Source organism: Zoogloea sp. (genome assembly GCF_041914405.1).
Lineage (GTDB): Bacteria > Pseudomonadota > Gammaproteobacteria > Burkholderiales > Rhodocyclaceae > Zoogloea.
This window is the reverse complement of sequence record NZ_JAYSDK010000022.1, coordinates 1-23,075: the sequence shown is the minus strand read 5'-3', so window position 1 is coordinate 23,075 and position 23,075 is coordinate 1. Positions and strand designations below refer to the sequence as shown.

16 protein-coding genes and 1 pseudogene are annotated in these 23,075 nt (G+C 65.4%); 12 read left to right on the top strand and 5 right to left on the bottom strand.

Translation table 11 applies throughout. The annotated features are described in order from the left end of the window. Window positions 1-24: 24 nt before the first annotated feature. The 8 genes from ACE3RX_RS14000 (at window position 25) to pabB (ending at window position 15,431) form a co-directional block, all read left to right on the top strand. The gene (locus ACE3RX_RS14000) at window positions 25-7,326 is read left to right on the top strand and encodes an autotransporter-associated beta strand repeat-containing protein (RefSeq protein ID WP_374484784.1); all 7,302 of its coding nucleotides are present in this window, start codon (window positions 25-27) and stop codon (window positions 7,324-7,326) included. 40 nt (window positions 7,327-7,366) lie between these two features. Continuing rightward, entirely contained in the window at window positions 7,367-8,155 is a 789-nt protein-coding gene (locus ACE3RX_RS13995; RefSeq protein ID WP_374484782.1) for a hypothetical protein, read from the top strand. Window positions 8,156-8,348: 193 nt separating this feature from the next. Further along, window positions 8,349-9,437 carry a GTP 3',8-cyclase MoaA gene (gene moaA, locus ACE3RX_RS13990; RefSeq protein ID WP_374484780.1) on the top strand — a complete coding sequence of 363 codons (1,089 nt, stop codon included), beginning with the start codon at window positions 8,349-8,351 and terminating at the stop codon, window positions 9,435-9,437. A 1-nt stretch (window position 9,438) separates the two neighbouring features. Continuing rightward, the gene (gene mobA / locus ACE3RX_RS13985; RefSeq protein ID WP_374484777.1) at window positions 9,439-10,044 is read left to right on the top strand and encodes a molybdenum cofactor guanylyltransferase MobA; all 606 of its coding nucleotides are present in this window, start codon (window positions 9,439-9,441) and stop codon (window positions 10,042-10,044) included. A 5-nt stretch (window positions 10,045-10,049) separates the two neighbouring features. Beyond that, window positions 10,050-11,315, top strand: coding sequence for a gephyrin-like molybdotransferase Glp (gene glp / locus ACE3RX_RS13980; RefSeq protein ID WP_374484977.1), 1,266 nt, complete (start codon window positions 10,050-10,052; stop codon window positions 11,313-11,315). 118 nt (window positions 11,316-11,433) lie between these two features. Further along, complete coding sequence (locus ACE3RX_RS13975; protein WP_374484775.1) at window positions 11,434-12,345, top strand: hypothetical protein; 912 nt, start codon at window positions 11,434-11,436, stop codon at window positions 12,343-12,345. Between the two features lie 46 nt (window positions 12,346-12,391). Beyond that, window positions 12,392-13,531, top strand: coding sequence for a polyphosphate kinase 2 (ppk2, locus tag ACE3RX_RS13970; protein WP_374484773.1), 1,140 nt, complete (start codon window positions 12,392-12,394; stop codon window positions 13,529-13,531). A 94-nt stretch (window positions 13,532-13,625) separates the two neighbouring features. Next, entirely contained in the window at window positions 13,626-15,431 is a 1,806-nt protein-coding gene (gene pabB, locus ACE3RX_RS13965; RefSeq protein WP_374484771.1) for an aminodeoxychorismate synthase component I, read from the top strand. A gap of 9 nt (window positions 15,432-15,440) precedes the next feature. Here pabB and ACE3RX_RS13960 read toward each other — a convergent pair whose 3' ends face one another. Beyond that, window positions 15,441-16,190, bottom strand: a complete 750-nt coding sequence (locus tag ACE3RX_RS13960) for a hypothetical protein (protein WP_374484768.1) — start codon at window positions 16,188-16,190, stop codon at window positions 15,441-15,443. Beyond that, window positions 16,187-16,846, bottom strand: a complete 660-nt coding sequence (gene parA, locus ACE3RX_RS13955; protein ID WP_374484766.1) for a ParA family partition ATPase — start codon at window positions 16,844-16,846, stop codon at window positions 16,187-16,189. The genes ACE3RX_RS13960 and parA overlap by 4 nt, the downstream gene beginning before the upstream one ends. A 131-nt stretch (window positions 16,847-16,977) precedes the next feature. Here parA and ACE3RX_RS13950 point away from each other — a divergent pair, with 131 nt between their 5' ends. Continuing rightward, window positions 16,978-17,484 carry an O-acetyl-ADP-ribose deacetylase gene (locus ACE3RX_RS13950; RefSeq protein WP_374484763.1) on the top strand — a complete coding sequence of 169 codons (507 nt, stop codon included), beginning with the start codon at window positions 16,978-16,980 and terminating at the stop codon, window positions 17,482-17,484. Here ACE3RX_RS13950 and ACE3RX_RS13945 read toward each other — a convergent pair. Continuing rightward, complete coding sequence (locus ACE3RX_RS13945) at window positions 17,481-17,861, bottom strand: hypothetical protein (RefSeq protein WP_374484759.1); 381 nt, start codon at window positions 17,859-17,861, stop codon at window positions 17,481-17,483. The two genes, ACE3RX_RS13950 and ACE3RX_RS13945, sit on opposite strands and share 4 nt — an antisense overlap. A 216-nt stretch (window positions 17,862-18,077) precedes the next feature. Here ACE3RX_RS13945 and ACE3RX_RS13940 point away from each other — a divergent pair, with 216 nt between their 5' ends. Next, window positions 18,078-19,361, top strand: coding sequence for an O-acetylhomoserine aminocarboxypropyltransferase/cysteine synthase family protein (locus ACE3RX_RS13940; RefSeq protein ID WP_374484756.1), 1,284 nt, complete (start codon window positions 18,078-18,080; stop codon window positions 19,359-19,361). A 48-nt stretch (window positions 19,362-19,409) separates the two neighbouring features. Here ACE3RX_RS13940 and ACE3RX_RS13935 read toward each other — a convergent pair whose 3' ends face one another. Further along, on the bottom strand, window positions 19,410-20,864 hold the full coding sequence (locus ACE3RX_RS13935) for a hypothetical protein (protein ID WP_374484754.1): 1,455 nt from the start codon (window positions 20,862-20,864) through the stop codon (window positions 19,410-19,412). A 157-nt stretch (window positions 20,865-21,021) separates the two neighbouring features. On the opposite strand from ACE3RX_RS13935, the gene ACE3RX_RS13930 reads away from it, so the two are divergent. Next, window positions 21,022-21,816, top strand: a complete 795-nt coding sequence (locus tag ACE3RX_RS13930) for a thymidylate synthase (protein WP_374484752.1) — start codon at window positions 21,022-21,024, stop codon at window positions 21,814-21,816. Window position 21,817: 1 nt separating this feature from the next. Then, window positions 21,818-22,321: a dihydrofolate reductase gene (locus tag ACE3RX_RS13925; RefSeq protein ID WP_374484749.1), complete on the top strand. Its 504-nt coding sequence runs from the start codon at window positions 21,818-21,820 to the stop codon at window positions 22,319-22,321. A 240-nt stretch (window positions 22,322-22,561) separates the two neighbouring features. Here the strand turns inward: ACE3RX_RS13925 and ACE3RX_RS13920 are convergent. Beyond that, a pseudogene (locus ACE3RX_RS13920) lies at window positions 22,562-23,075 on the bottom strand (lysine decarboxylase); the annotation flags it as partial.

The window sequence follows — 23,075 nt, the reverse complement described above, 5'->3', positions numbered from 1 at the left end:
CCAAGATTCGAACCCAGGCACCCCATGACCGAGAGCACCTCACCGATCCGCGAAGTCGTCATCGTCGACGCCAGCGTCAGCGACTGGAAAACCCTGACCGCCGGCATCAACCCGAACATCCCGGTCATCCTGCTGCCGGCCGGCGGCAACGGCCTGGAGTCGATCACCGACGCCCTGTCGAGCTACGGCACCCTCGACGCGGTACACCTCGTCAGCCACGGCGGCACCGGCCGCCTCAGCCTGGGCGACCTGCAACTGACCAGCAACAACCTGGCCGCCCAATCTGACGCACTGGCCGCCATCGCCAGCCACCTGACGCCTGACAGCGACCTGCTGATTTACGGCTGCTCCGTCGCCGCCGGCGACAGCGGGCACGCCTTCGTCAATGCACTCTCCAGCGCACTGAACGGCGCCGACATCGCCGCCTCCACCGACCGCACCGGCCCGCTGAGCCTGGGCGGCGACTGGGACTTGGAATACGCCGTTGGTGACATCGAGACGGTGCTGCCGTTTACGGTGCAGGGAATGGAGGGGATTGATGAGTGTTTGGGGTGCTCGGATTTCTACAGCGGGCAATGGCATACGACGAATGGCGCCATCTGCACCCCCCCTGCATCAGACACCACCCCCCCAACCGTAACATCCATCAGCTCCTCGGATTCAGCCAGCGCGACATCCGCGACCTTCTCCGTCGTGTTCTCGGAAAACGTCACGGGAGTGGATACGTCGGACTTCACGCTCGTAACCGTGTCAGGAACTGCCACTGGAACGATCTCTAGCATTAGTCCCCCTTCTGGCAGTTCTTACTCGGTGACGGTCAACTCAATCTCAGGCACGGGTTCAATTCGAGTCGACCTGAAGTCGAGCGGTACCGGAATCAAGGACACAGCCACAACCCCAAATGCGATCACCAGTGGATTCACCGGCGCAGTCCACACGGTAAGTATCGCTGTCGCCCCCACCCTTACGAGCGCCACCTACGATGCCAGCACCGGCACGCTCGTTGTCACCGGCTCCAGCATGACCACCGGTGACACCATCGACGTCAGCAAACTCACCCTCACCGGCCAAGGCGGCAATACCTACACACTCACCTCCAGCAACGTAACCGCGAGCAGTTCAACGAGTTTCTCGGTCACATTGAACGCAGCTGACAAGCTGGCAGTGAATGGCTTGTTGAACAAGAACGGTACCTCTTCCGTTGGCGGAACGACCTTCAACCTCGCCGGCGCAACAAGCTGGGACGCCACCCAGAGCGCCCCGGCCGACACGACCGGCAATGGAATAACCGTCAGCAACGTCACCTCGCCGACCATCACTTCGGCCACTTACGACAGCAGCACCCACGTGCTAACTGTCACCGGCAACAACCTTGTCAGAACGGTTGGCGCAACAAACGACATCACCGTCTCCAAGCTGACGCTCACTGGCGAGGGCGGCAGCACCTACGCATTGACCAGTTCCGATGTCGAGGTCACCTCCGCCACGGGTTTCTCCGTCACCCTGAATGCGACAGACCGGGCGGCCGTCGAGCAATTCTTCAACAAGAACGGCACCAGTTCCACCGGCGGCACGAGTTACAACCTGGCAGCTGCAGATGACTGGAATAGTGTCATCAACAATACCGATACCTCGGTGGTCACGGCTGCGGTCACAGTCTCCAACGTGGCCGTCCCTGCCATCACCAGTGCCACCTACAACGCTAACACAGGGACGCTGGTCGTCACTGGCACCGGTTTCCTGTCGAAGTCTGGCGCCACCAACGACATCGTCGCCAACAAGTTCACCTTCACCGGCGAAGGCGGCAGCACCTACACGCTGACTGACTCCAGCAACGTCGAGATCACCAGCGGCACCAGCTTCACGCTGACGCTGTCTGCCACCGACAAGGCTGCCATCAACCAGATCATCAACAAGAACGGCACCAGTTCCAGCAGCGGTACCACCTACAACCTCGCTGCCGCCGAGGACTGGGCCGCCGGCGCCGATGCCGCCGTGGTCGTCGCCGACACCACCGGCAACGGCATCACCGTCAGCAACGTTGCCGCACCGACCATCACCAGTGCCACCTACGATGCCAGCACGGGGGCGCTGGTCGTCACCGGAACCGGCTTCCTGAAGCTCTCCGGCGCCACCAACGACATCGTCGCCAACAAGTTCACCTTCACCGGCGAAGGCGGCAGCACCTACACACTGACCGACTCCAGCAACGTCGAGATCACCAGCGGCACCAGCTTCACGCTGACGCTGTCGGCCACCGACAAGGCCGCCCTCAACCAGGTCCTCAACAAGAACGGCACCAGTTCCAGCGGCGGCACCACCTACAACCTGGCGGCCGCCGAAGACTGGGTCGCAGGCGCTGATGCCGCCGTGGTCATCGCCGACAGCACCAACGGCATCACCGTCTCGAATTACAACAACCCACCCATCATCTCCAACCTGAACGCCGACAGCGTCACGTGGGCCGGCGTTGGCAATACGGTTGTACTCGATGCGGGTACCAATGCGTCCTTGAATGATGCCGAGCTTTCCGCACTCAATACAGGCAACGGCGACTGGGCGGGCGCCAGCCTGACGGTGCAGCACACTGGCACGGCCGTCTCCGCTGACGTCTTCGACTTCAATACTTCCGGGGCCCCATTCACGGTCAGCGGCAGCAACCTGCAAGCAGGTGGCCTCACCTTCGCCACCTTCTCGAATGGCGCGGGTGTACTCACCGTCAACTTCACCAGCTCGGGTACGGCGGCCACAACGGCGCTTGTCAATGCTGTTGCCCAGAGCATCCTCTACCGCAATGACACCCCTGCGGGTGATGCGAACCTGCGCTTCACGCTCAGTGACGGCACAGGTTCAACCACCGCCGACGTCACGGTGAACAGCGACACCATCTACGTCACCAACACCACCGACACGGCCACCATCGACGTCAGCAATGGCGTCAGCTTCAGCGAGGCGGTGGCAATTGCTGCGGCTGACAACACCGGCAGCCAGACGCTGGTACTGGGTAGCGCCTTTGCCAGTGCAGGCACGACGCTGGCTGGCAATGTATCGATCAGTGAAAGCCTGACGGTCAATACCGATGCGGTAACCAGCGGTACGACGCTGGCCGGCAGCCAGATCACGCTTGGCAGCGGGACCGTGCTCACCGTCACCAACCAAGTGGGTAAGACAAGCACGATCAGCAGCGTCCTGGCTGGCACAGGCGGACTGACAAAAACAGGTGCAGGCACCCTCATTCTGTCCGGGGCCAACACCTACACTGGAGCCACAACGGTGTCGGCCGGCGGCCTGAGCACGGGCGCCGCCAATGTGATCGCCGACGCCAGTGCCGTCAGCGTGGCTTCGGGCGCCACCCTGACCCTCGGTGGAAACGACACCGTCGGCTCGCTGGCCGGCGCGGGCAACGTGGAGCTGGGCGCCAAGACCCTGACAACGGGGGCAGGCAACACCTCCACCGATTTCTCCGGCGTCATCAGTGGCACCGGTGGACTCGCCAAGACCGGCTCGGGCACGTTCACCCTGTCCGGCAGCAACACCTATAGCGGCACAACCACGATCAATGCCGGCACCCTGACAGCCAGCGGCGGAGCTGCCATCGCCGACACCAGCGCGGTGACGGTTGCGTCTGGCGCCACGCTAACGCTCTCTAACGACGAAACCGTGGGCTCGCTGGCCGGTGCGGGCGCAGTGACGCTCGGGACAAACACGCTCACAACAGGCGGCGCCAACACCAGCACCACCTTTTCGGGCGCCATCGGTGGAAGCGGTGGCTTGAGCAAGACAGGTTCGGGCACGCTGACGCTGTCGGGTAGCAATACATACAGTGGCGCCACCACGGTTTCAGCTGGCACGCTCAGTATCGCCAACCACACCGCCATCGGCGGAGGCGGCCAGGTCACGCTGGCCGGAGGCACGCTGAAACTGACCGGCACGGGAAGCGTGCTCGTTGACAGCGTGTATTACGACAACCTCCTAAATGAGGTCGTGATCGACAGCGCTGGCGGGACCATCGATACAGCCTCGATGGCGGCTGACAGTCAATTGGCTTTGCGCGGTGCGCTAACCGGTTCAGGCACTTTGACCGCAATAGGCAATGTGCTGAATTTCTGGAACGCCAACAATTTCCACGGGGATATTGTCGCAAGCTCTGGCGTGTTGGAGGCATTCGGTACATCAGGCTTTGGCGACGGCACTATCACGCTGAATACGGGCACGTTTATCTGGGCCAGCGGCAGCACCAGAAGCATCGTCAACAATATCGTGCTCGCCGACGACTCCGGACTGCATACAGACACTGCCAGTTACCTGATGGCCCCAGGGGCCGTCATTACCTTCTCCGGCAACATCTCGGAGAGCGGCGGAGCCCGATCCCTCACCCTGCAGAATGACGACCCGACCAACAGCAACGCGATCGTCCTTGCCGGCACCAATACCTACACGGGTAGCACGACGATCGCCAACGACACCAAGGTCTCCGTCGCCACGGATGGCAATTTTGGCGCAGGCGCCCTCTCGCTCGGTAGCAACGCCACGCTGGCCATCACCGGCTCCAACACCATCGACAACGCCATCACACTGGCGGGGAATGCCTCAATTGACGTTGGCGGCGCTGTAGCCGCAGAACTCTCGGGAAGCATTTCCGGTACATCCAAGGCGTTGACCAAGACCGGTACTGGCACGCTGACCCTGTCGGGCAGCAACACCTACACCGGTGCAACGACGGTATCAGCCGGCAACCTGAGCACCGGCGCCGCCAACGTGATTGCGGATGCCAGCGCCGTCAGCGTGGCCTCGGGCGCCACCCTGAGCCTCGGTGGCGACGATACCGTCGGCTCCCTGGCCGGCGCCGGCACCGTGGCGCTGGGCACCAACACCCTGACCACCGGGGGCGGCAACGCCTCCACGACCTTCTCCGGCGTGATCAGCGGCTCCGGCGGACTGACCAAGACCGGCTCCGGCACCTTCACCCTGTCCGGGCCCAATACCTATACCGGCGCCACAACGGTGTCGGCCGGCAGTCTGACCACGGGCGCTGCCGATGTGATCGCCGACACCAGTGCCGTCAGCGTGGCTTCAGGGACCACCCTGACCCTCGGTGGTAACGAGACCGTCGGCTCCCTGGCCGGTGCCGGGGCCGTCGCGCTTGGCGCCAAAACCCTGACCGCCGGGGCGGACAACACATCCACGAGTTTCTCGGGGGTCATCAGCGGCTCCGGAGGACTCACCAAGACTGGCTCGGGCACTCTCACCCTGTCCGGAGCCAACACGTACACCGGCGCCACGACGGTGTCGGCAGGCGGCGTGACCACGGGCGCCGCCAACGTCATCGCCGACGCCAGTGCCGTCAGCGTGGCCTCGGGCGCCACCCTGACCCTCGGCGGCAACGAGACCGTCGGCTCCCTGGCCGGGGCCGGCACCGTCGCGCTGGGCGCCAACACACTGACCACCGGGGGCGGCGACGCCTCCACGACCTTCTCCGGCGTAATCAGCGGCTCCGGCGGAGTCACCAAGACTGGGGCCGGGACCTTTACCCTGTCAGGCTCCAACACCTACACCGGCACCACGAGCGTCTCGAGTGGCACGCTGTCGATTGCGGCTGACGCCAATCTGGGGACGGGCGCGGTATCACTCGCTGCAGGCAGTGAGTTGGACATCACCGACACCACGGCAGTCGACAATGCGCTCGATCTTTCCGGCTCGGGTTATGCCACGCTCGATGTCGCTAATGGCCGTACCGCAACGCTTTCTGGTCAGATTTCTGGCGCGCAAAAGCTCTACCTGACCCAAGCCGGAACCGTGGTTCTATCCAACACCGGCAACGAGGCTGCGTGGTCCGGCGACATCGAAGTCCGCCAGGGCACCCTGTCGGTAGCCAGCGATGACGCCCTGAGCAGTGGCAGCATCCAGCTCAACAACGGCGCCTTCAGCATTTCCGGCTCCACCACCATCGACAATCCCATCCAGCTATTGAACAGTGCCACCGTCCAGACCTCGGACAACGTCACGCTGTCCGGGGCCATTACGAACGGTGGCGGGCTGACCAAGGCGGGCAGCGGCTCCATCACGCTCGCCCACAGCGGTATCGTCGCCGATGCGGGTGCGACCACCGTCACGGCGGGCACCCTGGCCCTGCAGGGGGATGCCAACAGCACGCTGACGGGCTACAACGGCCAAATCACGGTTAGCAGCGGCGCCAGCCTCGCCGGCTCCGACTGGCTGAACGACACGCTGACGATTGCCTCCGGCGGCAAGCTGACCCTTGGCGTCACGGGCACCAACGACGGTGTCGGCCACTTCACAATCGACAGCGGCGCCAATCTCGTGGTGGGCGGCACGCTGGAAATGAACGCAGCCGGCGCCTCGAGCTATGACCAGATCGTGGTGCAGAATGGCGCCGTAACGCTGACCGGCAGTACGCTGAGCTTCACGCTCAAATCCGGCTATGTACCCACCGTCGGCGACCACCTGACCCTCATCGACAACCAGGGCAGTTCGGCGGTCGTCGGGACCTTCAGCGGTTTGGCCGAGGGCGGTACGCTGACGGTTGGTAGCGCGTCCTTCCAGATCAGCTATGTCGGCGGCACCGGCAACGACGTGGTATTGACGCGCCTTGCCCCGCCCGCGGCTCCCCCGACGCCGACGGAGCCCCCCCCGCAGCCCCCGGTCGAGCAGGACAACGACGGCGTATCCCCGACCATCGAAGACGCCGCACCTGGCCTGCCCACTTCGAGCGGCAACAACACGCCGGTCGCTGGCGATGGCAACGGGGACGGGATCAAGGACAGCACCCAGTCCCAGGTCACTTCGGTGGCCTTCCTGAACACGCCCACTGCCGTTTCCAAGCCGGGAACGGCCAAACCGGTCTATGTGACCCTCGTGGCGAGCAGTCAGGATGGCAAGGTCGACACCAGCAATCCGGCGGCGAGCGCCACCACCCTCAACAACGTCAAGCAGCTCGATGCACCGACCGATCTGCCGAGTGCCATCACGATGCCGCTGGGCCTAATCAGTTTCAGCGCCAACGTCGCTGCGGCAAACACGACGGAGAGCTTCAGCCTGTACGTGGATCCCACCCTCGGGGTGAATGGCTACTGGAAAAAGAACACCGCCGGCACCTGGGTCAACCTGGCGAGCGAGGCCTACGGCGGCAAGATCGTCAGCGAAGGCGGCAAGCTGCGCCTGGACTTCCAGATCAAGGACGGCGGCGAGTTCGACGCGGACGGCAAGGCCGATGGCGTCATCACCGATCCGGGCGCCGCGGCCTACATGCAGCTCTCCATTGTTGGCGTTCATGCCGATCTGCCGGCTGGCAGCTTCTGGTTCTGAACCGCCAGCCCGAACATTCAAGACTCACCGGTTTCTGCCCATGAAAACGACACATTTCCGCTCCAGCCTCCTGCTTCCAACTGTTCTCGCCGTCGGCACCTCGGTCCTGCTTGCTGCCTGTGGAGGCGGTGGTGGCGGTGGCACCAGTGCGGCCCCCACTCCGACCCCAACCCCCACACCGACCCCCACACCGAGCACGCTGGACACCAGCGCACTGCAGGGCCGCTGGAGCACGACCGGCGCCACGACCGCCTTCACGGCGATCATCCTGCCCGGCGCCGGCAATACCGCGACGGCCTGGGTGCTGGCCCAGGACCTGTCGCAACTGGACATCCTGGCGATCGACAACCAGGCCACGGTCAGCGGGAAGATCTATGCGCTTGCCGGAAACACGTCGCCGGTTACCGTCAGCGGTGGCATACAAGCCAGCCTGAGCACCACGCCCAAGACACTCAGCTTCAGCGGACTCGGCGCCACGGCGCTGGCAGTCACCCAACAGGACGCGCTGGCCACGCCCGCCATCCAGGCCGACGTTGTCGGTACCTGGAAAGGTAGTGCCGGCGGCGGCACCCAGACCTTGAGCTGGTCGGTTGGCGCAGGCAGCGGGGCGATCGCCGGCGTATCCACCACGGGTTGCACCTACACCGGCACGCTGACGGCACAAACGACAGCAAGTGCCTATACGGCCCACTTCGTGGAGAGCTGTCCCGGCAGCACCCTCACCACCTTTGACGGCATCGCCACCCTCAACGGCGACAAGTCCCGCCTCACCGTCGTCGGCATCACCACCGACCAAGGCAGGGCCGTCGTCCTGCCGTTCAGCAAATAGTCCTTTGAAACCCGCGGGCGTCTCCAGCCGTGGAGTCGCCTACGGGTTATCCCTCCTGTCGGCCGGGTTGTCCTTCACCGCCCTGCGCCCCATAATTTTTGCAGGAAGGCGCCCCACGTCTTACCCCAGAACAAGGCGCAATGGCCCATGGGCGCCGTATAACGGCGCCTGCCCGCATCCGTCCTGCACAGAGATGAACCAGAGAGTGATTCCCCTCGCCGACGAGCGCCTGCTCCGGCAATTGCCGAAGATCCCGCGGGAGCTCACCGCCCCTACCGGGCGCCTGCTCGACAGCCGTGGCCGCCCGTTGCGGGATCTGCGCATCTCGGTCACCGACCGCTGCAACTTCCGCTGCGTGTATTGCATGCCGAAGGCGGTCTTCGACAAGGACTATGCTTTCCTGCCGCGGGAATCCCTGCTGTCCTTCGAGGAGATCACCCGCGTGGCCCGGCTCTTCGCCGCCCACGGCGTCAGCAAGATCCGCCTGACCGGCGGCGAGCCGCTGCTACGCCGCAATCTGGAGCAGCTTATTGCTCAACTGGCCGCCATTCCGGGCATCGAGGTCACCCTCACCACCAATGGCGTTCTGCTCCCCAAGAAGGCAGCCGCCCTCAAGGCCGCGGGCCTGAAGCGCGTCACGGTGAGCCTGGACTCCCTCGACGACACCGTGTTCCGGGCGATGAACGACATGGACGTGCCGGTCGCCGACGTGCTAAAGGGCATCGACGCCGCCACCGCCGCCGGGCTCGGGCCGATCAAGATCAACATGGTCGTCAAACGCGGCCTCAACGACCATGAGATCCTGCCGCTGGCCCGCCATTTCCGCGGTAGCGGCCACATCCTGCGTTTCATCGAATTCATGGACGTGGGCAGTTCCAACGGCTGGCGGATGGACGACGTGGTGCCGTCGGCCGAAGTCGTCCGCCGCATCCATGCCGAATTCCCGCTGGAGCCGGTCGATCCCAACTACACCGGCGAAGTGGCGGAGCGCTGGCGCTACCAGGACGGCGGCGGCGAGATCGGCGTCATCTCGTCGGTCACCCAGGCCTTCTGTTCCACCTGTACGCGGGCCCGGCTGTCCACCGAAGGGCGCCTGTACACCTGCCTGTTCGCCCAGAGCGGCCATGACCTGCGCACGCTGCTGCGCAGCGGCCACAGCGATGCCGAGTTGTCGGCCGCCATCGGCCAGGTCTGGCAGGGCCGCGGCGACCGCTACTCGGAGATCCGCACGGCCGAAACAGCCGCCCTGCGCAAAATCGAGATGTCCTACATCGGGGGCTGAGATGGAAGTGCCCAGCAGGGACGACATCAGCGGCCTGATCCTCGCCGGTGGACTGGGGCGCCGCATGGGCGGTGTCGACAAGGGGCTCGTGCCGCTCGACGGACGCCCGCTGGCCGCTCACGTGCTGGCCCGCCTGACCCCGCAGGTGGGTTCCGTCCTCATCAACGCCAACCGCAATGGCGACACCTACGCCAGCCTGGGCGCCGCCGTCATCGCTGACCTGCGCGACGACTTCGCCGGCCCACTGGCCGGCCTGGAGGCCGGGTTGGCCGCATGCAGGACGCCCTATCTGGCCTGCGCTCCGTGCGACTCCCCCTTCCTGCCCGCCGACCTGGTGCCGCGTCTGGCCGACGCGCTGGCCGCCGGCGAGGCCAGCGTGGCCGTTGCCCGCACCGGCGAACAGTTGCATCCTGTCTTCGCGCTGATGCGCAGCGACGTGCTGGCCGACCTGCAGGCCTTCCTGCGCGCAGGCGGGCGCCGCATGGAAAGCTGGCTGCAGCGCCTGCGCTGGGTAGTTTGTAGCTTCGACGACGAGGCCGAGGCCTTCACCAACATCAACACGACGGACGAGCTCCGCGCCCACCATCCTGGAGATATCCCGCAGTGACGTCCCTGAGCCAGCAATTCACCTGCCACGACGCCTACGACCCGAACGCCTTGCCGGTCGCCGTGGGCCGCCAATTGATCCTCGACGCGGTGGCGCCGATCGAGGGCGTCGAACACCTGCCGCTGCGGGAAGCCCTCGGCCGCGTCCTCGCCGAAGCGGTCATCTCGCCGATCGACGTGCCGGCCCACGACAACTCCGCGATGGATGGCTACGGGCTGCGCTGTGCCGACCTGCACGGCGACGGCCCGACGACGCTGCAGGTCATTGGCAGCGCCTATGCCGGGCGCCCCTTCCCGCGAGCCGTCGGCCAGGGAGAAGCCGTCCGCATCATGACCGGCGCCCCGCTGCCGGCGGGCGTGGACACCGTGGTCATGCAGGAAGTCGTCACCCCCCTCGACGACCAGGTCACGATTCCAGCGGGCCAGCGCGCGGGCCAGAACGTGCGCCGGGCCGGCGAGGACCTGCAGGCAGGCAGCCCTGCCCTGCCCGCAGGCAAGCTGCTGCGCCCTGCCGAGCTGGGCCTGATTGCCTCCCTCGGCATCAGCGAAATCAGCGTCCGGCGCCGCCTGCGGGTGGCGATCTTCTCCACCGGCGACGAAGTCGTGCCGCTCGGCACCATTGCCCACGAGGGCGAGATCTTCGACAGCAACCGCTACACCCTGTTCGGCATGCTCACCCGCCTCGGCGTCGAGGTCATCGACCTGGGCGTGGTGCGCGACGACCCGCTAGCCCTGGAAGGCAGCTTCCGCGAAGCCGCCTCGATCGCCGACGTGGTCATCACCAGCGGCGGCGTGTCGGTCGGCGAGGCCGACTTCACCCGCAGCATGATGGACAAGCTCGGCGAGGTGCTGTTCTGGAAGATCGCCATGAAGCCCGGCCGGCCAATGGCCTTCGGTCGCATCGGCGCTGATGGAGACGGGGCCTGGCTGTTCGGCCTGCCCGGCAATCCGGTCGCCGTGATGGTCACCTTCTACCAGTTCGCCCGTCCGGCCCTGCTGCGCCTGGCCGGCGTCGAGGCGCCGGGCGAACCGCCCGAACTCCGCGCCATGTGCACGGTATCTATCCGCAAGGGCCGCGGCCGCACCGAATTCCTGCGCGGCCAGCTTTACGCGGAGGATGGCGAATGGAAGGTGCGCACCACTGGTGCCCAGGGCTCGGGCATCCTGCGCTCGATGACCGAAGCCAACTGCTTCATCGTCCTTGGCCCTGGGCAGGGCGACGTGGCTGCCGGTGATGACGTGACTGTCCAGATTCTGGACGGTTTGGTCTGAAAGCGTGACCCAGCTGACGGGAAATTGCAGAGGGGTTACATCCGACACGACTTTCTAGTGCAGAATTTCACCTTTCGCAGTTTTCAGGCTGCTTCAAAACCATTGCCAAAAACGGACCATGAACAGCAACGTTCCCGAAGGCACCAAGCAGATCATCGACGGACGTGAACGGGTCTTCTACTCCGGCTACTGGGTCAAGATTTACCAGGTACCCGAGGATACCCTGCAGGCCAAGCGCAAGCTGATCGGCGCCCTCACCCGCCGCCTGTTCAATCACGTCGAGCACGGGCTCAACATCCCGGGCAGCCGCCTGAACGAAGCCCGCAAGAGCTATGAGGATGAGGCCAACGAAGACCGCCGGCGGGTCAAGGGCGCCATGCTGGCCGGCGCCCTGTTCAACCGGGCGGCGGACATCTTCACCAAGCTGGTCGAACTGCAGAGCGTTGGCATCGAGATCCAGTCGGACAACGCGCTGATGCGCGAATGCGGGCGCTGCCTGCAGGAAGCCCTCGGCCTCGGCCGCCTCGTGCTGCACCGTTCCGGCGAGGAAGGCATCGACGAATTGTGGGGCGAGCCCTTCAAGGCCTTTTCGATTCCGCTGGAGGATTTCTACGAGAGCCGCTACGTCAAGATCGGCATGACCCTGCGGGACATCGACCGGATTGCCGACGCGATGGTCGAGACTTTCGACACCCTCCCCTGTTTCCTGGGCATCCAGCCCCACATTCGCGCCTTTGCCCGTGCCGCCCAGGTCAAAACCGAGACCCTGCGCACCGACCCGGACATCTTCGACATCTGGACCAGCTTCGTCACCGCGGCCGAACGCCTGTGCCGTCACTTCAATGAAGATGCGATGCCCGCCAATGTCGAAAAGCAGCACGTCGTCGCCGACGGACGCCTGCTGCTCCAGCAGGGGCGCGACCTGGTGAGCTACATCACCCGGGCAAGGACGCCCATGCCCAAGAGCACCACCGAGTTCATAGAACGCTGCAAGGCTTACGCGGAACGCTGCGCCCGCCTCGCGGGCTGACCCGCCCTTGCCACGTCGCTCCTCCCCGCTCAAAGAAGATACCGCCATGACTGACCAGAACAACAAGGCATCCGGCACCACCGCCAAGAACGCCCGACGAGTCTCCAGCGGCGACACCGCGCCGCGCCACACGCCCGCCGGCATTGAGCGCTTCGTCGTGGACGAGGCCGTCGAGGCCGCCCAGGACGCCAAAGCCAGCGCGGTGAGCGACATCGTCGCCACCCTGGCCAGACACGACGCCCACAGCATCGCCGAAACCCTGCAGGCCATCATGGCCGGCGCGTCACCCGACGATGCGGCGATACTGCGCAACGCGCTGCTCGCCGAAGACGAAGCCGTCTACAAGAAGCTGCCCTCCCACCCGGACGAAGAACTCGCCGATGGCTGGCGCGAAGGTGGCTATCCGTACAAGAACCTGATGTCGCGCAAGGCGTACGAGAAGCAGAAGTACCGCCTGCAGGTCGAACTGCTCAAGCTGCAGGCCTGGGTCAAGGAAACCGGCCAACGCGTGGTGATCCTCTTCGAGGGGCGCGACGCGGCTGGCAAGGGCGGCACCATCAAGCGCTTCATGGAACACCTCAACCCACGGGGTGCCCGCGTCGTCGCGCTGGAAAAACCCAGCGAAACCGAGCGCGGCCAATGGTATTTCCAGCGCTACGTGCAGCACCTGCCCACCGCTGGTGAGATCGCGCTGTTTGACCGCTCCTGGTACAACCGTGCTGGCGTCGAGCGCGTGATGGGGTTCTGCAGCCCTGACGAATACCTCGAGTTCATGCGCCAGACGCCGGAGTTCGAGCGCCACCTGGTGCGCAGCGGCGTGCACCTGATCAAGTTCTGGTTCTCGGTGAGCCAAAAGGAGCAACGCCGCCGCTTCAAGGAACGCGAAACGCACCCGCTCAAGCAATGGAAGCTCAGCCCGGTGGACCTCGCATCCCTCGACAAGTGGGACGACTACACCAAGGCCAAGGAAGCCATGTTCTTCCACACCGACACCGCCGACGCCCCATGGACGGTGATCAAGTCGGACTGCAAGAAGCGCGCACGCCTCAACGCCATGCGCTATGTGCTCCACAAGTTGCCTTACGCCAACAAGGATCTGGAGCACATCGGCTCGCTGGATCCGCTGCTGGTCGGCCGCGCCCATGTGGTGTATGAGCGCGGCGAGCACGCCAGCCCACTGCTGTAACAGCCCTCCGCCCCCCTGCCACCTGCGCCAGCAGGGGCAGGGAGTAGTCCTTCACGCTTCTGCATGCCGTGCCGCGGCGCAGTAAACTCGGCCCGTGCCCATCGAATCCCCGCCTCCCCCCTTCGCCTTTTTCGACAACAAGCTCGACGCCGATGGCGGCGCTTGGCTGCTCACCGGTCTGATAGAGGAAGTCGTCTGCCATGACGCAGACGGCTGGCAGGCGTGCCTGCAACGCCTCGATGAAGCCGCCCGCCAAGGCGCTTGGGTCGCCGTGGCCGCCGCCTACGAGCTCGGCTACGCCATCGAGCCCCGCCTGCGTCCCTTGCTACAGAGCGGACACGGCCCGCTACTCCAGGCCTGGATTTTCGAGCGCGGCGAGTGGCTGGATGCCGTCGCCAGTGAAGCCTGGCTAGCGAACCAGGCCGGCGACGCCCCCTGCGGCGTCGGTGCGCTGCAGGCGGACATCGGCGAGGCCGCCTACCTCGAACACATCGAACGCATCCGCCGCTACATCGCCGACGGCGACTGCTACCAGGTCAACTACACCTTCCCCTTCAGCGGCCAGGCCTATGGTGCGCCGGCGGCCCTGTATCAGGCCCTGCGCGCGGCCCAGCCGGTCCGCTACGGCGCCTTCATCCGCCACGCCGGCGGCAGCATCCTGTCGCGCTCGCCAGAGCTGTTCCTGGAACGCCGCGGCAAGACCCTCAGCAGCCTGCCGATGAAGGGCACCGCACCACGCCACGCCGACCCGGCCACCCTCAGCACGTCCGAGAAGGACCGCGCCGAGAACGTGATGATCGTGGACCTGATCCGCAACGACATGGGCCGGCTGGCCCCCCCCGGCGGCGTGCGGGTAGACGAGTTGTTCCACGTCGAGCCCTACCCGACGGTCTGGCAGATGATCTCCCGTGTCGTCGCCGAGCCGGTTTCCGCCGGGCTGGCGGAGATCTTCCGGGCGCTGTTCCCCTGTGGATCGATCACCGGTGCGCCCAAAATCCGCGCGATGGAGATCATCCACGAACTGGAGGCGACCCCCCGCGGCGTGTATTGCGGGGCGCTGGGCTTCATCCGGCCCGGCGGTGATTTCCGCTTCAGCGTACCGATCCGCACACTGCTCACCGACGCAGACGGCCACGCGCGGCTCAATGTGGGGAGCGGGGTTGTCTACGACTCCAGCCCGGCCGGGGAATGGGCAGAATGCCATCTCAAGGCACGCTTCCTCACCGCCCTGCCCACCCCCCTGCGGCTGATCGAAACCCTGCGTTATGCGCCGACAGAAGAGCAGGCCTTTCCCTTCCTGGCTGAACACCTGGAACGCCTGTCCGATTCCGCCCGCTGGTTCGGCTTCCCCTTCAAGGGCGACACCTTCCGCGACGCGCTGGCCTCAATCGATGGCGATACGCCGCTGCGGGTCCGCATCACCCTGGGCCAACAGGGCGACTTCCGCGTCGAAACGGCGCCACTCAGCACCGGGGCACCGAGCAATGCCCCGACGGTAGTGCTGTCGCCTTATCGGGTCCGCAGCGACGACCCGCTGCTGCGCCACAAGACAACGGCCAGGAAGCTCTACGATCAGGAACTCACCCGGGTCATGGGCGAGGGACACTTCGACGCCCTGTTTCTCAACGAACGGGCAGAACTGACGGAAGGCGCCCGCAGCAATCTGTTCGTGCAGAAAAACGGGGAACTACTAACGCCGCCGCAGGATGCAGGCTTGCTCAACGGCGTCCTGCGCCGCCGCCTGCTGCGCGAAGGGCAGGCACGGGAAGTCACGCTGACCTTGGACGATCTAAACCAGGCAGAAGCCCTCTTCGTCGGCAACGGCCTTCGCGGCCTGCTCCGTGTAAGCCTCGCCCCTACTGCCTGTGCGGCGCTAGCCGCCGGCCTCGGCCGGGGCTAGCGCACCTCTTTACTTGGCGCTCTTGCCCTTCGGCACCACCGACAGGCGCTCCACCAGCGCGCGAGTGCTGGCCGGGGATTCCTTCAGCAACAGTTGCACGCCGGCACGCAGCAGTTCGGACTTGGTGCAGATCCGGCCGGCCTTGGCCAAAGTTTCACGCAGCGTCTTGAGTTGGGCGTGCTCGCTCTTCGGCATCGAGAAGGAATCGCGCACCACCTTCTCGCGGCTGGCCTTGGCCGGCTTGTCGACCTTGGCCGGCTTTTCAGCCTTCGGCGCCTTGACCGGCTTCGCCACCTTCTCGGTTTTCTCCAGCTTCTCGACCTTCTCCACCTTGGCTGGCTTGTCGGCCTTCACCACCTTGGGCTTCTTGGCGGGGACGGGAGCCGGCTCAAGGGCCTGAACCGCAACGGCCTTGTCCTCGACCTTGAGCTTGGCGGCAGGCGCCTTCACCACCTTGGCAGCCGGTGCCGGCTTCGCCCGTGCGGGCTTGACCACCCTCGCCGGCGTCGCAGCGGGCTTGGCGGCGGCAGCCGGAGCAGGAGCCGATACGGCCGGTGCCGTAGGGGCGACCACGGCGGCAGGCGCCACGACTGCGGGCGCGCTCTCCACTGCGGGGGCGGGAACGGGGGCGACCGGCGCCGGCTCCGCAGCAACGGCCTCGACCTTTACGGGCACGGCGGCTTCGGGAAGACGGGTTTCGAGGGATTTGGTTTCCTGCTGCAGCGTGGAACGCAGCGCAGACTTGACCTTGCTGTTCATGACTTTTCTCCAGTGAGTTTCAAGACTTCCGCAACCAGTTTGTCTACCTCGCGCGCGGCCTCCAGGCCAGCGCGACCAAGCTGATAGACCGTGCCGCCAATCACCGCACTCTGGGCAAAGGCATTGCGTTGGGACAGGGCCGCCCCCAGCACCGGGAGGGTGAACTCCCGCATCACCTCGAGGACATCCCACGCCAGGTTGGTACGCAGCACCCGATTGGGGACCAGCGCCGCCTTCAACCCCTTGCGGCTGGCCTGCACCTGCAGGATCAGACGTTCCACGCCCTTGGTGGACCACAGGTCCGCCGGGCTAGGCACCACCGGCACCAGCGCCACATCGGCCTCCTGCAATGCCGCGAGGGTGGCGGCGTGCTCGATGGACGGCGGACAGTCGAGCAGCACGATGTCCGCACCACGGCACCCCTGCTTGATGAAGGCATGCAGCCCGGCAGGCGCTCCATCCAGCCTCGATACCGACGCCGGAAAACCCTCTGGCGCGGCCTGGGCCCAGCGCAGAGCGGTTTCCTGAGGATCCAGATCGACGATGGCGACCTTGCGCCCGCTATGCGCGAGCCCGCCGGCCAGTTGCATCGTGAGCGTCGACTTGCCCGCCCCTCCCTTCTGGGACAGGACGGTAATCACCTTTGGCTTGGCCACTCGGCCCCCTGATTGCGTAATACCGTATTATTCTTGCGCGAACAGAATGAATTGGCAAGCCGTGGGCGCCGCGGCAAGATGCGGGGATTCAAGCGGCAGCGCGCCGAAAGCACGGGCAAGGAGAGACAAAGATGGGCACGACGATCAGAACCTGGCAGGGCGACATCACCACGTTGGCGGTCGATGCCATCGTGAATGCGGCCAATTCGTCCTTGCTTGGTGGTGGCGGTGTGGATGGAGCCATCCACCGGGCCGCCGGCCCCGAACTGAGGGCCTATTGCGCCGGACTCGGCGGCTGCCCGACCGGCGAAGCGCGCATCACACCAGGATTCCGGCTTCCCGCCCGCCACGTAATCCATACCGTCGGCCCGGTATGGCACGGGGGCCAGCATGGCGAAGCTGCGGCTTTGGCCTCCTGCTACCGCAACAGCCTGCAGCTGGCCACGGAACATGCCCTGCGGACCCTGGCCCTACCGGCGATCAGTTGTGGCGCCTACGGCTTTCCGTTGCAGGAGGCCGCCCGCATCGCGGTGACGGAATGCCGGGCCGCGGCCGAACGCAACCCATCATTCGAAGAAATCGTGCTGGTTGCCTTCGACCCGCAGCTCAAGGCGATCCTCGACGAAGCCCTCGGCTAGCAGGCCTGGGGCACCATGCAACGGGGTGCATCAAAGGTGGTACGCGCCGGAGTGCCACGCCCATTGCAGACGCGCAGCCCACGCGTGCCCAGACGCATGCACTGCACGTCGGAACCACTCGGCAGCGCTGCCGTATCGCCGTCTTCAACCTTGTCGATGCGCAGCAACTCGAGAAAGCGCCGGGCCGCCTCGCGGCAATCGAAAATCGTCAGCCGTCCATCGTTGGCGCACAGCCAGCGCCCGTTCAGCGTGATGCCCAGGCAACTGTGGCAGCCACCACCGGTCAGCGCGTGCAGACGAATCCGCCCCTGTCCCAGCAGAGACAGCCGCGCGGCAGCCAGTTCGAGCCAGGTGGCGTGGCGTTTCTTGATCTCCATGTAACTCTCCTCCTCCAACTATTCTTATTTGGCATGCTCCGGCGCCAGCAAAACCGCGCCGGACAAGGCGATGCGGCCGACATTATCCATCAACACCGGGACGTCGGCGAGGTGGCAATTCCCGCAATGGCCACCGGGAAAACCCGGTGTGGATAAACGGCGTATCATTCGGCGGCCTGATGCAGTGCGCCTTCAAAAAATACGGAGAAAAACTCGATGAAACTGGAAACCCTTGCCGTCCACGGCGGCTACAGCCCGGACCCGACCACCAAGGCGGTGGCCGTGCCGATCTACCAGACAACCTCCTATGCCTTCGACGACACCCAGCACGGCGCCGATCTGTTCGACCTGAAGGTGGCCGGCAATATCTACACCCGGATCATGAACCCCACGCAGGCGGTGCTCGAAGCGCGGGTGGCGGCGATGGAAGGCGGCATTGCCGGCCTGGCCCTGGCCTCCGGCATGGCCGCCATCAGCTACGCGATCCAGACCATTGCCGAAGCCGGCGACAACATCGTGTCGGCCTCTACCCTGTACGGCGGCACCTACAACCTGTTCGCCCACACGCTGCCGCAGATTGGCATCAATGTCCGCTTCGCCGACTACCGGGATCCGGACTCCTTCGCACCGCTGATCGATGAGCGCACCAAGGCGATCTACTGTGAATCGGTCGGCAATCCGCTGGGCAACATCACCGATTTCGAGCCGCTGGCCGCCATCGCCCACGCTCATGGCATTCCGCTGATCGTCGACAACACTGTGCCCTCCCCCTACCTGTGCCGCCCGATCGAACACGGTGCCGACATCGTGGTGCACTCCCTCACCAAGTACCTGGGCGGCCACGGCAATTCCATCGGCGGCATCATCGTCGACAGCGGCAAGTTCCCGTGGGCGGAGCACAAGGAACGCTTCCGCCGCCTCAACGAACCGGACGTCTCCTACCACGGCGTGGTGTATACGGAAGCGCTCGGCCCGGCCGCCTACATCGGCCGCGCCCGCGTCGTACCGCTGCGCAACATGGGCGCCGCGATCAGCCCCTTCAACGCCTTCCTGATCCTGCAGGGCATCGAGACCCTCGCCCTGCGCATGGACCGCATCTGCGAAAACACCCAGAAGGTCGCCGAGTTCCTGAAGGGTCACGCCAAGGTGGCATGGGTCAATTACGCCGGCCTGCCGGAGCACCCCCACAACGGGCTGGTCCACAAATACATGGGCGGGCGTGCCTCCGGCATCCTCAACTTCGGCGTGAAGAGCGCGGACGGTGACGGCAAAGCCGCCGGCGGACGCTTCCAGGATGCCCTCAAGCTGGTCACCCGCCTGGTGAATATCGGCGACAGCAAGAGCCTGGCCTGCCACCCGGCGTCCACCACCCACCGCCAGCTGTCGCCGGAAGAGATGGTGAAGGCCGGCGTGTCCGAAGACATGGTGCGCCTGTCTATCGGCATCGAGCACATCGACGACATCCTGGCTGATCTGGACCAGGCCCTGGCCGCAGTCTGAGCACCTGCCACAGCATCCGGTGCCCCGCCTGGCGGAGCACCGGCATGTTCAGAGCAGCTGGCCGCCCATAACCTGATAGCCCAGGCCTGCGGACAGGACGGGGCCACCCTGCATCTTGAGCGTGCGATCACCAACCTTGAGGAAGATCGCCCCACCGCTCGCGGCACCCGGCTCGCAGACAATTCGCACCGCCCGGCCGCGGATCGGCGGATCACACAGGATTCCGTTCCAGCTCCGCCCCCCGTCATCCAGAATCACCGGCCGTGGATCATCGGCAAGGCGCTGAACCCCCACGGCCGCCCTGCCCTTGCCATCGATTCGCACCCGGCGGACAAGGCCGAGCACCCAGCGCCCGTTCTCCCCCAGATGCGCGGCGACCAGGTTGCCGACCCGGCAGACCTCGGGATCCATCATCGCCCCCTGCACGCCGAAACCGTTACGACTGGCATCACGCAAGGTCCACGCGGCCGCCGGCCGCAGCAAGGCGTCACCGGAGATAAGGGACCGGATGAAGCCCAGGCCCGTGGCCAGGGACAAAGCACCGCCAACCGGATGACGCCGGAAGCGCCGCGTCGGTGGCTGTGCCCCCCAGTGACGGAGCAGGTGACGGACGGCCCCCGCGACTGTCGAACTATTCATGCCATCGAAGCGGCTGCCCACGCCTCCCGCATCACGCCCCAGCTCGCTCAACGCCGGCATGGCGTTGGCAGGATCGAAATAGCGCATCGCCACCGACGGTTCCGCCGGCTGCACCGCGTAGCGCCGCGGAGGCGCCAGGGTTTCCAGGTCCACCGCAAAGGGCTGTCCCTTGCCAGGCTGCTGACGCAGTTCCAGCACATGCTGCAGATGACACACCAGCTTGTCGATCGCCTCGATGCGCTCCGGCGCCAACTGGTCGAGGCTGGCGCTCTTCATGGCCACCAGGCGGACGAACTCCCGCCGTACAGTGGAACGCGTCTCCCGCCCTTCGCGGACCAGCACCGGACTATCCAACCGCTCCAGCTCACAGGCCTCCCGATAGGCCTCGCCGGCACGGCGCCAGCTCTCAGCCGGCAGGTCCTGGTAATCGAAAGCGGCCCACTTCATCTCTCCATTGGCGCAACGGACGGAACGCAACAGCAACGCCAACTGAGCGTCGGGCTCAATGCCCTCCGGCCGGCTTGCCAGCACCAAGGCATAGGCCCGCCCCAAGCTGGCATAGAAATCCTGGCCCAGCACCTTGTAGCGGATGCTGCGGGAACCCAGGACATTGGAAAGGTAAAGACTGGCCGCCTGACGCAGATGGGGCTGGGCCGCCTCATCGAGCAAGACGACGAGACGCGCCAGCTCAGCCGGCGATAGCTGCGCCTCGTAATGGAAGGAATCCAGCCAGCGGATGAGCTCAACCAGCGCCGCCGGCGCCGCACTGGCGGCAATCCCTCCGAGTACCTCGTTCAGGGACTCGGCTTCAAGGAGCGGATGCACACTTCCGGCAACAGAACCCAGTACCATGACGATCGCCATCTCCCCGTTACGGCCCTGCCGAAAAATATGTTCGCAACGCGCGGCGATGGTAGCACAAAGGGCCTGGCGGCTTGCCGACCCCGCGGACCCCGGATCGTGGAAATCCGCATCCCCGCCCCCCGAAGGTATCGGTTAAAATTCAAGCTTTTGGCGTCCCATGCGACAGTACCTCGAACTCATGCGCCACGTGGCGGAACGCGGCCACCGCAAGGACGACCGCACCGGCACCGGCACCCTCTCCGTCTTCGGCTGGCAAATGCGTTTCGATCTCGCCGAAGGCTTCCCGCTGCTCACCACCAAAAAGCTGCACACCCGCTCGATCATTCACGAGCTGCTGTGGTTCCTGCGCGGCGACACCAACATCCAGTACCTGAAGGACAACAAGGTTTCCATCTGGGACGAATGGGCCGATGAAAACGGCGAACTCGGCCCGGTGTACGGCAAGCAGTGGCGGCGCTGGGAAACCCCCGATGGGCGCAGCATCGACCAGATCGCCCAGCTCATCGAGGCGCTCAAGAAGAACCCGGACTCCCGCCGCCACATCGTGTCGGCCTGGAACCCGGCGGAGGTGGACCGCATGGCCCTGCCGCCGTGCCACGCCCTATTCCAGTTCTACGTCGCTGGCGGCAAGCTGTCCTGCCAACTGTACCAACGCAGCGCCGACATCTTCCTCGGCGTGCCCTTCAACATCGCCAGCTACGCGCTACTGACGATGATGGTGGCCCAGGTGTGCGGCTACGAGCTCGGCGATTTCGTATGGACCGGCGGTGACTGCCATCTCTACGTGAATCACCTGGAACAGACCCAGCTGCAGTTGTCCCGCGAGCCGCGCACCCTGCCGACGATGCGCATCAACCCGGACGTGAAGAGCATCTTCGACTTCAAGATCGAGGACTTCACGCTGGAGGGCTACGACCCGCATCCGCACATCTCCGCGCCGGTGGCGGTCTGAGATGGCGCGCCCGCTGCTCGCGTTGATCGCCGCCTGTGCCCGCGGCGGCGTCATCGGCATCGAAAACCGCTTGCCTTGGCACCTGCCGGAGGACATGAAGTTCTTCCGCGAAACGACCCGCGGCAAGCCGGTCATCATGGGCCGCAAGACCTGGGAGTCCCTCCCAGACGCCTTCCGCCCGCTGCCCGGCCGGCTAAACATCGTGGTCAGCCGTAACCCGGACTTCCAGGCCCCAGGCGGCACGGTCGTGACCGGGCTGGAGGCTGCGCTGGCGGCTGCCGGCGACGCGGAGATCGCCTTCGTGATTGGTGGCGCTGAGCTCTATGGCCAGGCCCTGCCGCTGGCCGACCGCCTGATCCTGACCGAAATCGACCGGGACTACGCTGGCGACGCCTTCTTCCCGAACCTCGATCGCGGCATCTGGCGGGAGGCTTCCCGCCAGCCCCACGTAGCCGAATCAGGCTTGCCCTTCGCTTTCGTCACCTACGAACGCTGCGGCACCTGAGCGGCGAGGTGAGGGTTAGATCATGTCGGAGCAGTGGCGAATAGTAGGGGCGAATTCATTCGCCCGCGGAGCTTGGTCAGCCGGCGGTGGGCGAATGAATTCGCCCCCCACAGTTAACTCAGCCCCAGAGTTAGCCGAGCCCCACACCTAATCCACGCCACGCTTCCTTCCCTGCTCCGACGACAACAAAAAACGCCGCGATTCACATCGCGGCGTTTTTCATTCTGGCCGGGGCAAAGCTCAGCCGCGCACGCAATCCACGTAGTAGTGGATACGCCCGTCGCGCTCTTCCTTCACGAGACCATGGACGTCGGTCTCGAAGCCCGGGAAGCGGTCGTTGAACTCCCGCGCGAAGCGCAGGTACTGGACCACGGTCTTGTTGAAGCGCTCGCCCGGGATCAGCAGCGGAATGCCCGGCGGGTACGGGGTCAGCAGCACGCTGGTGACGCGGCCTTCCAGCTCGTCGATGGGCACCCGCTCGATTTCCCGGTGCGCCATCTTGGCGAAGGCGTCGGCCGGCTTCATTGCCGGGACCATGTCCGACAGGTACATCTCGGTGGTCAGGCGAGCCACATCGTTCTGCTTGTAGATGTCGTGGATCTGCTGGCAGAGGTCGTGCAGTCCGATGCGCTCGTAGCGCGGATGCTTGGCGATGAACTCGGGCAGCACGCGCCACAAGGGCTGGTTCTTGTCGTAGTCATCCTTGAACTGCTGCAGCGCGGTCAGCAGCGTGTTCCAGCGGCCCTTGGTGATG